Raw genomic sequence first — 13,167 nt, 5'->3', positions numbered from 1 at the left:
GATCCGGGTTGCCGATGCCGCGGGCATAGCGCTCCAGCATGCTCTGCTGCGGGCTGGCTGACGATGCCGAAGCCGGAACGGCCGGGTTCCCGCCGAACGGCGAGACCGGCGCCTGCTGTCCTCCGATCGGGCGCGGCGTGCCCGAGACCGGCTGGCCCGTGAGCGGATCGAAGCTGTTCACGGGCATCATCTGCGCCGCAGACGAGGTGCCGGCGCTATCGGTGACACCACGCCCGTATTCCGCATCCCGGGCAGGCGAGCGGCCTCCGGGCGGAACGGGGGTCGGGTTCATGCCCGAGACCGACCCGGTAGCCGCGGGCTGCACCATCAGGTCGGCATCGCTCGGCCGGCCGGGCGGCAGGGGCGTCGGACGCGCGGCGAAGGCATCCGGCAGGGTCGCGCCCGATGTGCCCGTGAAGCCGTTGGCACCACCGCCCATGCCGGAGCGATCGAACAGCAGGCGGTCGACCGGCGAGCCGCCCAGCGCCGCGAGATCCTGCGGACCGGCCTGCTGCCGCTCAAGGCGCTGCGTGTCCGCCTCGCTCATGGCGACGGACGGCGCGCTGCGGCCGGCGCCGCCGAGGAGATCGCCGAGGCCGACCGGTCCGGTTTGCGGCGGCTGCCCCTGCGTGCCGGGCTGCATGCCGCTGTCGCGCTGATCCTGCTGCCCGATGTTCAGCCGCTGCAGCAGGTCCGCCATGTCGGCGGCAGACAGGTTGTCGAACATCGGGAGCGAGCCGAAACCGGAGGCCATGGGCGGCACCTATCGGTACGAGGAAAGGGGCGGGCTGCCGGCCATCACGCCGACCCCGCCGAAGAGAGAAGGGCGCCGTAGCGCTCGGCATCGTCGCTGGCCTGCCGATCGAGCTGGCCCAAGGTGCTGAACAGGGCGGCCAGCTCCTGAACCGGGCCGCCGACTTCCAGATTGGTCGCGGCGAGCCCGGCGACGCCCTGGATCGCCCGGAACAAGGTCGCCAGTTCGGTCCGGCAGGCCAGCGTCCGCATTTCCAGATCGGACAGGCCCGACAGGTCGGCGGGGACGTTCTGCGGAGGCTCGGTCACGTCGAGGTGATCCACGGCGCCCTCCTCAAGCCGCCGCGCGGCGCTGGCCGCGGGTTTGAGGCTTCGGGGCGCCGGCGCGGATCGACTCGGGCTCCCGCGGGATCACCGCCTGCAGGGCGTGCGCGAGGAAGCCGGACGGTGGGGCAGAGCTGGAGCGCATGTCGCCAGCCATCAGCGCGGCCATGAGGCCGCCGAGACCGTCCGCGGGGAGGCCCTGACCGGAGGCATTGCCCAGCCCCGGTCCGGCGCCCGACTGATCCGACATGACGATGGTCATGCGGGGCGGCTCGGCCGGAGGTGCTGCCGGCGAGGATCCGCCCGACTGACTGCCCTTGCCCTTCCGCTTGCCCTTGGCGCCCATCTGGGCGGACTTGTCTGTCGCCTTGGCGTAATCCACGCCTAGGAGATCGCCGAGGCCGAGCGGCCCAACCGCGTCCGGCTTCTTCTCGGCCACCTCCTGCGCGATCAAGCCGATCTGGGTCCGCGGATCGCCCTTGTAGCGATAGGCGTAGACCGGCTGCCCGTCATGCAACTCGCCGACCGGCCGGATATCTTCTTTCAGGCGCTCATCCGAGCCGAACAAACCGCCGAGTAAGGCGCCGCCCAAAGTCGAGTTGCCCGTACCCGTACCAAGGCCGAGGAGAGATGTGCCCAGGCCCAGGATCGACTGGAGCGGGCTCACGCCGCTCGTCTTGGTCTGGCTCGTGCCCTGGCTGACCGTCGTTCCGCCTTGTGAGCCGATTGCCAATGGGAAGGAGGCATACTGCCCGAGCGCCTGCCACGGGGTTTGCTGGGTCTCCTGGAAATACTGCTGCGCGGCGTCGAGCCCGGCCTGGTTCTGGTTCTGCTGGATGCTGCCCGTGGTCAGCAGGTTGTTGCCCGGGGTGTAGCGCAGCGCGTCGACCGATGGCAGCAAGCCGGCCGCCTGCAGCGCGGTGTTCAGCCCCTGTTGGCCCGCGCCGATGAAGCCGTTGGCCTTGGTGACGCCGAGGTTGGAGTTGAACTCGTCGCCGCCGAGCACCTGACCGAGCACGCCGGCTTGCGCCGCCTGCTGGGCCTGCCCGATCCCGGCGCCGGCCAGCCGGTTCTGGTTATTGGTGTTCTGGACGTTCGAGATGTCGTTGGTGATGCTCTGACCCAGCCCGAGCCGGCCCTGCATCGCCGCATCCATCTGGCTGTTGGCCGACGCCTGATTGGCCCGCTCGGTGTTGTACTGGTTGGCGTAGAGCTGGCTCTGCGTGTCGTTGACCGCCTTGTTGGCCGCGCCGGCGAAGCTGCCGGACCCGTACCGCCCGGACGCCGCGAACGCCTCCTTCTGCGCCTGAAGCGCGTTGTGGGAGGAGGTGTCGACGAGGTTCTGGAAGATCTTGTTCTGGGTCGGGTCGAGATAGTCGCCCTTAGCCACGCCCGCGAGGTTCTGCTCAGCGTAGCTCGGCGCCTGGGTCTGATTGAACAGGCCCTGGAGCTGCGGGATCGTGGTCAGATCCCGCGCGCCCGACATGAAGCTGTTGGCGGTCTGGTTGATCGGGTTCGACGCGCTTCCAATGGTGTCGGCGAGAGCGGACAGGCGCGATGTATCGACGTTCGGCACCGCCGCCAGCATGCCCAGCCCCTGCTGCGTGGTCGGGCTGATGCCGTTCGACGCCAGGGTGTTCTGCAGGTAGCTCGTGCCGAGACCGCCCGCGTTGTCGGAGGCGGCCTGGTCGCGGATGCTCTGGATGCCGGTGCTCTGATCATCGGTCAGGCCGGCCACGCGCTGGCCGCCGTAGATCTGCGAGCCGACGCCGGAATTGTACAGCGAAGTCGCGCTGTTCAGGGCCTGCGTCAGGCCGGGGATAGCCGGATCCCACGGGGTCTTGGTCGCAACCTGGGTCGAATTCTGCGTGCTGGTCTGTCCGCCGCCCATGGCCGGCTCTCCTCAAGCGGCGTCCGGCGGCTCGCCGACTTCCCGCAGGAAGGTGACGGCGCGACCGCAGGTCGTGATCTGGCTGTTGAAGGTGTCGATCCGCGCGAACACGTCCGCGGGGGCGGCGCCGGCCTCCAGCAGGTCGACGACCTCGCCGAGCGTGCCGTGGCAGAGGCGCATGGCGACGCGCAGCGCGGCCCAGGTCTCGGGAACCGAGATGCCGGTGGGCGCAGGCGGGAGGTCGCGGAGCGGGAGGCGGTGGAGGTCGCCCATCAGGCGGCAGCCTGCATGGGATGCTGAGCGCCAGCCCCTTGGGGTGGGGAAGCCAGCGCATTCCGCAGCGCCTCGCGCAAGAAGGCCGAGACCTTCACGCCCTCGCGGGCAGCGCCGGCCTCAAGCGCAGCATCCAGTATGGGATCCGCGCGGAAAATTCGGGTTCGACTGAGCCGCTGCTTGCCCATGAAACGCCTCCACGTCTGTCAACGACAGTATCACGGGAGGAGTTGCTTTGTAATACAGTTTTACGTTCGCAACTGTGCTTGTATGTGCTTGTTAGTGTCTCAGTGTTCCGAAGCGCCGCCCGTATTCAGATCTTCCGCAGGGCCGGAAAGTTGGCCGATGACCATCCTGGCGAATTCGTCCCCGAACTCGACCATGTTCTCCAGCTCGACCGCATAGAGACGCTCTTGGCGAGCTTCGGCTGCAGTGGCGGGCGCGGGGTTCGGCTCGCGGGCAGGCGGGATCAGGTGCTCGACCAAAACGGCTATCGCGGCGCGGAGCCCGGCACGGGTTGGGTCGTGCTCAGCCCATACCGACTTGTCCGACAGGGTCCCGGTCTCCTTCGAATATTCGCGCACCGTCTCAAGAACTGTTCCCAAGTTAACGAACAGATCTTGGCCACGAGAGCTGTCGAGCATTACGCGCAAAATCAGATCGAATTTGAAGCTGTCGGCGATGCGGCGCTCAAATTCTTCGCTCATCGACAGGCCTGACTGAACCGCAGCCTGCTCAAGCTGATCTTTCAGGCTTTCCCGAACCCGGAACCGCAGGGTCGCTGACTTGCGCTCGTCGGCGCTCAGCGCAGGGCGCCCCATCCGGCGCTCTTGTTCGTCCTGGATCGTGCTCATCGGTGTTTTCCCGTTCCTGATGACAGTTAGCAGTACCACAGATAGGCGGCAACGGGCACTTGCAAACAATCTCGTGCATGTTTACGACTTAATGAGCGTTGGCACCATTTCTTGTGCCACAACAAGTCGAGGTGCCCGATGCCCGAGCAGGTCACATCCGCAGCGAAGCCGTCCATCGCCGACGACATCGCGAAGGTGATGCGTGAGGCTGTGATTGATCCGGAAACCTATGGGCGCCTGCTCCAGCTCGGGAGAGGCGCGACGTACCGGGCGCTGGCTAAGGGCGTGCCGATCGAGCCGATCCGGGCCGGGAAGGCTTTCAGGATCCCGACGCCACCGCTCCGGCGGCTGCTTCAACTGGATGGCGCGGACACCGCTGCCGCCTGACCCCGCAATCGGCGGGGCGCTCCCCCGCTGGCCGGATCCATCCGCGCCGTGCCGGCCGGCGCACTCTTCAGGATCAACAGACCCATGAATGCAGAAACCCCCGCCGTGGGCACGGCAGGGGCTTCCGGAAAAGGTGTCGGTTTCCAGCGCGACACCACCGAGATAGCCTCGACCCCTTCGCAAGTCCAGATCGCCCGCCTCCAGAAGCGGTTCGATTTCAGTCCATCGGTAGCCGCCGCGGTGGCCGCGCTGGCCTATCCGCAGGTCGATAGCTGGCGGGGTGCCCGATGATCGCGCGCACCCTCCCCGCCGACGATCTGGCTTGGGCGCTTGATCGCAGCACCCGGCGCTATCGGGTCCGCGAGGCCCGTGCCGGCGACAGCCCGCACGTCCGAGACCCCGCTCCCTACATCACTGTCGTACCGATCAACGGCGCCCAGCCGACGGTTCTGGCGCCCCGCTGCACCCTCTTCCCGGGCGACTGGGAAGATACCGACCGATACGCGGTCGCTCGGCTGGACGCTATCGCGATGGCCGGCGCGGCGCGAGCGCAGAGGATGCGGCCGCCCGCCGACGCGGTGCGGCTCGGGCACGACTTCGGCTCCTGGTGCGCCGAGGTGTTCCGGGGCGAGCGCCTGACGCAGCGCATCTCGTGCGAGTCCCGCGCCCACGCCTGGAGCGAGGTCCGCCGCCTCGCGGCGGCCGGTCTGCGGCTCCTGCCGAACGCGCCAAGCACCTTCTCACACGGCGGGAGGGCCTGACATGGGCACCGTCGTCGTGTTCCCCGGCAATCCGCTCGTTGGCGTTCTCGTGACGCCCGACTGCTTCGCGATCATGCTGGCCAAGCCGGGCGCCAAGCATGCCGCCTGGCAGACGTCCTATTCGACGCTTGAGGATGCCGTTCGCGAGGCGCAGGAAGGCGCCGAGCTGTGCGGCTGGCGCTACATCGGCGTGTGGGACGAGGAGCGCCTACGCGCTCTTGAGGACTGGCGTCACCAGACGGACCGAGGCTCGGCCGCGTGAATGCGCAGGCTCCCCTCGTCGCCGATCGGGCGGTGGTGCGCACCTTCGTGGAGCGCCTCAACGCCCACGCCGCGGTCGCTACCGCCGGAATGCGCGATCCGGGCATGCTGCAACTCGTTGTCATCCACCCGGCCGGCGGCAGTGGCAGCACCCTGATCTTCCAGTTCGCAATCGGCGAAGTCGACTACATGGTCGACGAGGCCGTGCGCCAATCCAACGGCGGCCATAACATCTATGTGGAAGCCCGGACGGTCCGGCGACGCGCGAGGGGCGAGAAGGGCCGCGGGTCGCTGGCGGACACCATCGCCGCGTTCGGCCTCGTGGCCGACGATGACGCCGACAAGGGCAAGGGCAGTCGCATCGACGCGGTCCCGTCGCTGGTGATCGAGTCATCGCCGGGGAACACGCACCGGTGGTTCCTGCTCGCCCAGGCCATCCCGGCGGATCGTGCCGCGCGCATCGGCTTGGGGATCAAGGCCAAGACCGGCGGCGACTCGGATACCGGCGTCGTGACCCAGCCGTTCCGGGTCCCGGGGACGGTGAACTACCCCGGCAAGGCCAAGGTCGCCCGTGGTCGCGTTGCTACTGCGACCGGGATCCTCAGCCTCGACGGTCCGATCTGGACGGCGGACGAGCTGGAGGGCGCATTCCCCGCCCCGAAGCCGAAGGCCAAGGCACGCCCCAACGCCTCGTTCGAAGGCGAGACCGGCAGCACGGGACGCACCAGCGCCGAAGCCGAGGCGCTGGTGGCCGAGATCGATGTCCCGAAGCGCTGGGCCCAGCTTTTCGCTGCCGCCAAGGCCGCTTATGCCGACGGCCTATCGCCCGGCGACTTCGAGGCACTGGTCCGGCGCCATCCTGAAGGATGCGGGAGCAAGTTCCTTACTCCTCGGGACCGCCTGCACCGCGTTGTCGGGCAGACCTGGGGATACATCCAGGCGAAGGTTGACGGGGCTGCACGGGAACAGGCCGAACCGACCTACCCGGACCGGCGCGCCTCGCTCGCCGAGGCTGAGGCCCAAGCCCGAGACGTCGTTGCCGATTTCTTCGGGCGGCACGTCCCGGCGTGGCGCGCCGAGTTCAAAGCCTGGGAACGCGCTCACGTCCTCTGGGAGGACAAGCACAACGTCTGGGAGGAGGAGAGCCGGAGAGTCCCGAACGAGGCAGGCAACGAACCGATCGAGCCAGGGAAACCCGCGCCGGTAGCCCTGGCTGCCCGGATCGAGCCGGGCATCGGCAAGACGGCATTGGCCTTGGCCGGCGCCGCAGAGGCCGCAGAAGCCGGCCTCGTGACGATCTACGCGGCACCGAACCACCCGCTGCTGACCGAGCTCGCCGCACGCGCCGCAGCCCTCGGCGTCGAGGCTCGGATTTACCGTGGCTATGACGCAGAGGACCCAGACGCGCCTGGCCTGAAGATGTGCCTCGACCCTCAGGCGGCCCAGGACGCCCGGGATGCCGGCGCCACGGTGGCGACCGCCGTATGCAAGCGGAAGATCGACGGCTTGGAATACCGGTGCGCCTTCATCGACCGCTGCGGCATGGAGCGGCAGCGCAGTGCCACGGCTGCGCTATGGCTCGTGCCGCACAGCCTGCTCGGTCACCAGAAGCCGAGCTTCATCCCCGATCCAGATGCCATCGTGATCGACGAGGGCGTGGTGCTCGGCGCCCTGCCGGACAAGCCAGCCCGGATGACGCTGGACGCAATCGAGCGCGCATCCGTCGAGCTACCCGGCCTGTTCAAAGCGTTCACCAACTTCGCCAACGATCTCACGAGCGCCCGCGGAAACCTGCTGCGCGCCGTGCGCGCCCATCCCGAGGAAGGGCCGCTGCAGCGCGAGCTTCTGGAGCGCCATGGCGTCACCCGGGCGCTCGCCGCCAGCGCCTACAAGATGGAGTGGGACCGCAAGCGCGAGCCCAACATCTTGCCCGGCATGGAGCCGAAGGCGCGCAAGGCGAGCGTAGCTGCGGTTGGCCAGCACAACACCGAGATCAAGCTTCTCGCCGGCCTCTGGGCCGAGCTACGCGATTTCCTGGCCGGTAGCGCGGAAGCATCCGGGCGCCTGTCGTTGCGCTACGATAGCGAGGTCGAGGCGCGCGTGCTGGAGCGCCGTTCGCTCGACGCCGTGGTTTCGTCGTGGTCGGCCCCCGTGCTAGCGATCGACGCGACCCTGCCGAAGGCCTCCCTGCTGGAGCCTGTGATCGGCCAGCGCGTCGAGATCCGTGCCGACATTACCGCCAGGTGGAGCGACCACGTCACGGCCCGCCAGATCCTCGGCAGCCCGACCACTGCCAACAAGCTCGGGATCGTCGAGGGGCAGCAGCCGCCAGAGCCGAAGCGTATCGTCCACTACCTGCTCCGGCTCATCCGCCTGCGCGCCGCCCTGGCATGGCCGGGCGTCGTTGCCGTCATCGCCCCCAAACGCCTGATCGAGATCCTGAAAGGGATCGGCCTGCCGCCGAACGTCGAGACCGGCCATTACGGCGGCATCGCCGGCATCGATCGCTGGCGCACCGCGGCCGGCCTCATCACGATCGGGCGTCTTCAGCCCGGCCCACCAGTCGCCGAGGCCATGGCCGGCGTCGTCTCGGGGCGCGTGCCGCAGACAATCCCATCCGACCCCGGCACCGGCCGCCGGTGGTACCCGAAGGTGGAAGCCGGCGTCCGTCTGGCCGACGGGTCCGGCATCCGCGTCGAGACCGAGCAACATCCCGACCCGGTCGCCGAAGCGCTGCGGGCTCAAGTCACGGAGGCTCAGTTGGTCCAAGCTGTCGGCCGCATCCGCCCCCTGCGCCGCACCGCCGAGGCGCCCGCCTTCGTGGACGTCATCACCGACGTCCCCCTGCCGATCAGCGTGGATCAGGCGGTGGCCTGGAAAGACGCCCTCCCAGGCGCCTGGGCGGACATGGCCCCCGCCGGCGTGATCCTGGAGAGCGAGACCGACATCATGGCGGCCTTCCCAGACCTTGCCCCGACCCGGCAGGCAGCCCGGGAGAACACTGTCGCGACGTTGGTTGCTGCCTCTATAAGGGATACCCTTATAGGCTTTGGAACCACTGTCGCGACAGTGTTCGCGTACAAGCGGCAAGGCCGCGTTGAGCCGGCATCGGGCTATCTGCTCCCGAACCGCCCCGTGGACCTCTGGGCCTGGCTTACCGCCAACGTCGGCGCCCTGGAGTGGCTGACGGTCGACGGGGTACCCGTTCCCCCGCCCGGGGAGGGTGTCGCCCTCGACAGCCCCGCTGACATGGCCGCAGCCTGGCCGACTCGGTGGGCTACGGCGGCCGCGGCTCGCGACTGGCGAGCTCGGAACGGCAGGATGGTGCTGCCGGGAGCCTCGGTTCGCTTCCGCTACCAGCGCGCCGGCCGGAACCAGAAGTGGCGGACGGGCGCCTACGACCCCACCGTCGTCCCGGACATTCGGGGCTGGCTGAACAAGCACGTCGGGGATCTGGCCGGCTTCAGTCACTTCGAGACTGCCGCGCAGGCCAGCGCAGCACCGCCGTTCCGCCCGGGCGTTCAGCGCCCCACGCCCCGGTATCCAGCCAGCCACGCCCCGCGACCGCGCCCCGGCTTCATGCCGCGCGGCCCGCACTTCCGGGCGCCGCTCTCCCCCGTCGCCCTTGCCCATTTCTGACCCATCCGGAGGACCAGCCATGCCCCGCAAGCCCGACCTCGACCGCCTCCCGCACCCAGGCCGCACCTCGGCCGAGCGCCGCGCCCTCGACCGGGTCGGCTGCGGCGAGCCGCCGGGATGCTCGCCGAAGACCCTGCGCCGCCTGCTCGACGATGGTCTGCTGATCGACCAGGGCGGGGAAGTCCGACGCGACGCCCTCGGCTCCTACCGGGTGCCGACCTACGAGATGCCGATCCCAGTGTACATGACGTGGTGTTCAAGCGTCGCCGCAACCGACGAGGAGATGGCGGAGTTCGAGGTCGAAGCCCTCGTTCAGAACAACGCTGCCTGAAGAGGTGATCATGCAGGCCACCCAGATCGACCGCATGTGGTTTCAGGCTCACCCGGACCGCGAGTACCGCCTCCGTCGTCAGACGCCTGCCGAGGTCCAGCAGTGGGCTTTCCAGCCCGGTCTGGGATACGCCCCCTGGTGCATCATTCGGCGTGCAGACGGCGTGATGGAGGCGTTCACGCTGAAGGTCGGCGAGACGTGGGATGACCACGACCTGGAGCTTGAGCAGTTCTTCGACTACCTGCGGGATGCCGCATGAGCACTCCCGTAGGTATGGGCTTCAGCTTACTTTTTGCCCGTCGCCTGCTCGGTCTCTTGCGGGTTGCTCTTGAGGCTGTGCCTCACGGTCATCTCCGTGTGGTCGGCTGCGTTCTGCTGCGTGGGCGTGGGTGGCGTCTGCGGGCGCCCATCTTTACCCAGCCCCTTCCGACCGGCACGCTCACCAGCCTCACGTTCCTTCTTGGACGGATTAGCGCCGCCGCTTTGGTCGTCGGCCATGGGGCCCTCCTGACTCTGAGCCAACTCTTTGAGAGGTCAGGGGTTCGGGGTGTCGATTATAGCAGGGGGGTACGCGCATGACGCCCTGCGAGATCACCCCCTTCAATGCGGGCATCCCGGTCGCTCACAAAACCGAGGCCGCCCTACTCCCCGTGAAGCGCCTCTTGGATCTTGGCCGTGCCCGGCTTCTGGGCGGAGGCCATTCTCATCTCCGAGTGCCACGAGGACGCTTGGGCGCGGCCGATAGGGGTTAGCTTCGAGCCGTCGGTGGGGCTGATGGCCCGGTTCTGGGCGAGCGCCATCATACCGGCCAGCAGAGCCAAGCCGGTCGTGACGCTGGCGAGGATCGGCGTGAGATGCCGGGCGTGCTCGCGCAACTGGTAGATCGCTGCGCACCCGAAGGTGAAAGCGGAGGCCAGCAGGACAGCGAACGCTTGTTCAGTCATGACATAGCCCATCGCCCCGAAGCCTATCCCGTTCACAGGTGCGCGTATGAGAACGCGCAATCCTTCGGCCCAATCACTTGCCGGTCGCCGAGAAGGCTACGCCCGGATGCGATGATCTGAACGGTCTGCCGGCTATGGCATGCAGTCCGCGCCATGACCTCTAGGTCGCGCAGATATGAGATCAGCAGCTCGTGCGGAACTTCATCTGTGTTAAGGGCATCGCCCACTTTTGACGACACGGTGCGCTCAAGCTCGGCCCAGAAATTTTCCGGGATTTGCATCTGCTGGTTCATGTATGCCGCCTGATTTGAAGGTGTCAGGTCGTTTTTGGCCACCTAAGGCTCAAGCGCTTCATCTAATGTTGGCTTTGTATCACTTTGGAATGGCGTTATTGGCGTTGGGAATATCGGTTCAAACCCAATCCACGAACTCGACGCCAACCTGCCCGCCCTCACGCCATACGGTACGGCACCGGCGCGAACCGCCTGATAGGTCGGTCGCCAGCTCGAACTGATCCGGGACAGCCTCGGGCCGAGCCACCAGCAGCCGTGCGCCGCTGACGGAGATGTCGGTGATGGTGCACCCGGCCATCCACCCGCCGTGCGAGATGACTGCCGCCTTCGAGGCGGGGCTGCGGGGTGAACGAGCGGGAAGAGCGGGCACTGGCTACGCCTTGCATCTCATCCCCCTCCATCAGGGTAGGGCGCAGAGGTTGAGCAAATGCTGTTACCGCCCTTCAGGTGCTGGCTGACGGCGCCCGAGACCCGATGCTGCAGGTAGCGGTAGCCGAAACCTGCCCTCCCCCGGGGGCCTGCAACGGATGGGAAGTCGGCATCAATTCAGGCGGCGGTTCTGTGGGGCGCCATATGCGTTTACCTTAGAGCCGGCCGGATAGTCGCGACTACCCTTAGTCCAATCCCAGCTACGCGCTTGGCTGTTCGTATAGATTAGGAGGTGTATGTCCGCAAATTCGTGCATACCATAGGTGGCATATGAACTAACGCACTAATATCGATCTGAAGCAGATTATTTTGAATTTTATTTGTGTCATAAAAATGCAGGAGTTTAATTCTCGGAGATGTGATCGCGCGCTCGGCGAATATGCACGCCTGCGTGGTTTTACGCGATGCATTCCCAGATAGGTTGTGCAAAACCGATCCTGTCGGCGACCAGCCGATGGCGCCCACGCCAGTGTCTCTTCAACCCCCTCGATCCGCTGGCGTGGGTGCTCCCATTGGGAGCGGGGAAACCTTCGCACTCCTGGCTGCAATGGACGGACACGAGCGTGACAGGGTCGCCGACCAGTATCGATGAGCCAGAGCCGGGGCCGCGGACGTACTGCGTGTTCCTGATTGGCCATGACGGCACTGTGGGAAGAGCCAATATCCTCGACGTTCAAACCGACGACGAGGCGAAGGCCATAGCGGCCAGGCTGCCCAACGGTCACGGTATCGATCTCTGGGAACGAGCCCGCCACCTCGCCAGCTACCCTCCTCAGAACGCTACGTATCCTGAAAGGGAATGACCAAGATTGGACCTTCGGCGCCCACCCCTGAAGGTCCGAAACCCTTAGCGCCCCAGCCGCCGTAGCATCTGCCGGTGCAGCGCCTCCGACTCCCGCAGCTCGGCGTTGGTAGCTTGCACCATGTCGCGCAACTGCGCAAAGGCCACCCGTATCTCACGCTTCATGGCGACATGCGCCGCCGAACGCCGGCCGTGAGTTAGAGGCGCCTTCCTCGCACGTTCACGTCCCTCCGGAGTCCGCGCCCCCGTGCTGGCGCCACCATGCATCCGGCAACGCCCATTCGGCATGGCGGGGGAACGGCAGGCAAAGCCCTGTCGGGTGCAGGCGCCACAACGTGGGGCGGCCTGTGCGAACTGGATCCAGGGCGGTGCATGGGGTGCTTCGTCCATTTCAGGCTGCCCCCCGCCCCCCTCTCTTCCGTCGCCCAGCCCCTCCCCCCACCTGCTGCTGCCCGCCGATCACGGCCTGCCCGCCCTCGCCGACGTAGTTGTGCTGCACCACCACCGTCTGCTGACCGCCTGCCCGCACCCGCTGCAGGGTCTGCATCCCGGCCTGGAACGACCCGTTCATCCGGGCCACCGCACCCGCCATCCGAGCGGCCTCTACGCACGCCGCCTGCTTGGCCGTACCCATCGTCCGATCCGCGATGTCGAGCTGCTGGCCCATGACGGCGGCGGCCTTCATCGCCAGGACGTGGGTTGTGGCCATCTGGTGCGCGAGCATCCGCTCCAAGGCATCGCCGGCCTGGATCGTGTCGGCGGTGTCCAAGGCCAGTTCGAGCGAGCCCGCGTTCTTGGCCAGATCGAGCCTGTCCCGGCTGGCGTCTGCCGCCACCGCATCGGGGTTCACTAGCGTGTCGAGGATCGCCGGCAGGGTCTTAGTGGCGAAGTCCTCGGCCGGGACCAGTTCACCGCCCACCGCTCGCACCGGGGCCTCGACGGGCGTCCGTGCGGCTGCTTCCTGCCGGTCGGCATAGCCCGACTGTCCTCCGCGCTCCTCGACGCGGCAGCGTGATGCGCCGAGCAGGGTATCGCCTGCGCGTGCCCGTTGCTGTGTCATGCCCGCTCCCGTCAGCCGAAGCATCATCTACCTTGGCGTGTGATATAGCACTCGGGAAGGTAAGACCCTACGGTAATTGCAAATCGGAAACCAATTTCTTGTCCATTGATGCTGTGGCACCTTGCCATTACGCAACGACCGGCGCAGGGACAGATGACTTTGCAC

The 13,167-nt window shown here is 67.3% G+C and carries 18 protein-coding genes and 1 pseudogene; 7 read left to right on the top strand and 12 right to left on the bottom strand.

The window, feature by feature from the left end; translation table 11 throughout:
• The 6 genes and pseudogenes from BM228_RS31800 to BM228_RS31775 all read right to left on the bottom strand — a co-directional run.
• Positions 1-754 (bottom strand): annotated as a pseudogene (locus tag BM228_RS31800) (hypothetical protein); the annotation flags it as partial.
• Positions 755-798: 44 nt separating this feature from the next.
• Entirely contained in the window at positions 799-1,077 is a 279-nt protein-coding gene (locus BM228_RS31795; protein WP_092047124.1) for a hypothetical protein, read from the bottom strand.
• A gap of 10 nt (positions 1,078-1,087) precedes the next feature.
• Positions 1,088-2,968 (bottom strand): tail fiber domain-containing protein, encoded by a 1,881-nt coding sequence (locus BM228_RS31790; protein WP_092047122.1) that lies wholly within the window; start codon positions 2,966-2,968, stop codon positions 1,088-1,090.
• Positions 2,969-2,980: 12 nt separating this feature from the next.
• Positions 2,981-3,241, bottom strand: coding sequence for a hypothetical protein (locus tag BM228_RS31785; protein WP_092047121.1), 261 nt, complete (start codon positions 3,239-3,241; stop codon positions 2,981-2,983).
• The gene (locus BM228_RS31780; protein ID WP_092047119.1) at positions 3,241-3,429 is read right to left on the bottom strand and encodes a hypothetical protein; all 189 of its coding nucleotides are present in this window, start codon (positions 3,427-3,429) and stop codon (positions 3,241-3,243) included. The genes BM228_RS31785 and BM228_RS31780 overlap by 1 nt, the downstream gene beginning before the upstream one ends.
• A 99-nt stretch (positions 3,430-3,528) precedes the next feature.
• The gene (locus BM228_RS31775) at positions 3,529-4,095 is read right to left on the bottom strand and encodes a hypothetical protein (RefSeq protein WP_092047117.1); all 567 of its coding nucleotides are present in this window, start codon (positions 4,093-4,095) and stop codon (positions 3,529-3,531) included.
• A 138-nt stretch (positions 4,096-4,233) separates the two neighbouring features.
• Between BM228_RS31775 and BM228_RS31770 the strand changes: the two genes are divergently transcribed.
• The 7 genes from BM228_RS31770 to BM228_RS31740 all read left to right on the top strand — a co-directional run bounded on the left by BM228_RS31770 (position 4,234) and on the right by BM228_RS31740 (position 9,733).
• The gene (locus tag BM228_RS31770) at positions 4,234-4,482 is read left to right on the top strand and encodes a hypothetical protein (protein ID WP_092047116.1); all 249 of its coding nucleotides are present in this window, start codon (positions 4,234-4,236) and stop codon (positions 4,480-4,482) included.
• Positions 4,483-4,566: 84 nt separating this feature from the next.
• Entirely contained in the window at positions 4,567-4,773 is a 207-nt protein-coding gene (locus tag BM228_RS31765; RefSeq protein ID WP_092047114.1) for a hypothetical protein, read from the top strand.
• The gene (locus BM228_RS31760) at positions 4,770-5,243 is read left to right on the top strand and encodes a hypothetical protein (protein ID WP_092047113.1); all 474 of its coding nucleotides are present in this window, start codon (positions 4,770-4,772) and stop codon (positions 5,241-5,243) included. The genes BM228_RS31765 and BM228_RS31760 overlap by 4 nt, the downstream gene beginning before the upstream one ends.
• A 1-nt stretch (position 5,244) precedes the next feature.
• A complete protein-coding gene (locus tag BM228_RS31755; RefSeq protein ID WP_092047111.1) occupies positions 5,245-5,505 on the top strand; it encodes a hypothetical protein in 261 nt (86 codons plus the stop codon).
• Positions 5,502-9,143, top strand: coding sequence for a DNA-primase RepB domain-containing protein (locus BM228_RS31750; protein WP_092047109.1), 3,642 nt, complete (start codon positions 5,502-5,504; stop codon positions 9,141-9,143). The genes BM228_RS31755 and BM228_RS31750 overlap by 4 nt, the downstream gene beginning before the upstream one ends.
• 19 nt (positions 9,144-9,162) lie before the next feature.
• The gene (locus BM228_RS31745; protein WP_092047107.1) at positions 9,163-9,474 is read left to right on the top strand and encodes a hypothetical protein; all 312 of its coding nucleotides are present in this window, start codon (positions 9,163-9,165) and stop codon (positions 9,472-9,474) included.
• A 10-nt stretch (positions 9,475-9,484) separates the two neighbouring features.
• Complete coding sequence (locus BM228_RS31740) at positions 9,485-9,733, top strand: hypothetical protein (RefSeq protein ID WP_092047105.1); 249 nt, start codon at positions 9,485-9,487, stop codon at positions 9,731-9,733.
• Between the two features lie 26 nt (positions 9,734-9,759).
• Here BM228_RS31740 and BM228_RS31735 read toward each other — a convergent pair whose 3' ends face one another.
• The 6 genes from BM228_RS31735 to BM228_RS31710 all read right to left on the bottom strand — a co-directional run bounded on the left by BM228_RS31735 (position 9,760) and on the right by BM228_RS31710 (position 13,002).
• Positions 9,760-9,972, bottom strand: a complete 213-nt coding sequence (locus tag BM228_RS31735; protein WP_092047103.1) for a hypothetical protein — start codon at positions 9,970-9,972, stop codon at positions 9,760-9,762.
• 143 nt (positions 9,973-10,115) lie between these two features.
• On the bottom strand, positions 10,116-10,418 hold the full coding sequence (locus BM228_RS31730; protein WP_139234313.1) for a hypothetical protein: 303 nt from the start codon (positions 10,416-10,418) through the stop codon (positions 10,116-10,118).
• A gap of 32 nt (positions 10,419-10,450) precedes the next feature.
• Positions 10,451-10,711, bottom strand: coding sequence for a hypothetical protein (locus tag BM228_RS31725; protein ID WP_139234312.1), 261 nt, complete (start codon positions 10,709-10,711; stop codon positions 10,451-10,453).
• A 118-nt stretch (positions 10,712-10,829) separates the two neighbouring features.
• Positions 10,830-11,081: a PilZ domain-containing protein gene (locus BM228_RS36195; protein WP_092047097.1), complete on the bottom strand. Its 252-nt coding sequence runs from the start codon at positions 11,079-11,081 to the stop codon at positions 10,830-10,832.
• A gap of 906 nt (positions 11,082-11,987) precedes the next feature.
• Entirely contained in the window at positions 11,988-12,332 is a 345-nt protein-coding gene (locus BM228_RS35970; RefSeq protein WP_092047095.1) for an HGGxSTG domain-containing protein, read from the bottom strand.
• 1 nt (position 12,333) lies between these two features.
• The gene (locus BM228_RS31710; RefSeq protein WP_092047126.1) at positions 12,334-13,002 is read right to left on the bottom strand and encodes a hypothetical protein; all 669 of its coding nucleotides are present in this window, start codon (positions 13,000-13,002) and stop codon (positions 12,334-12,336) included.
• Between the last annotated feature and the right edge of the window lie 165 nt (positions 13,003-13,167).

The sequence above is a fragment of the Methylobacterium pseudosasicola genome, assembly GCF_900114535.1.
In the GTDB taxonomy this organism is placed as follows: Bacteria; Pseudomonadota; Alphaproteobacteria; order Rhizobiales; family Beijerinckiaceae; genus Methylobacterium; species Methylobacterium pseudosasicola.
Note: the sequence above shows the minus strand (reverse complement) of the source record. Positions and strands in the feature narration are given on the sequence as shown.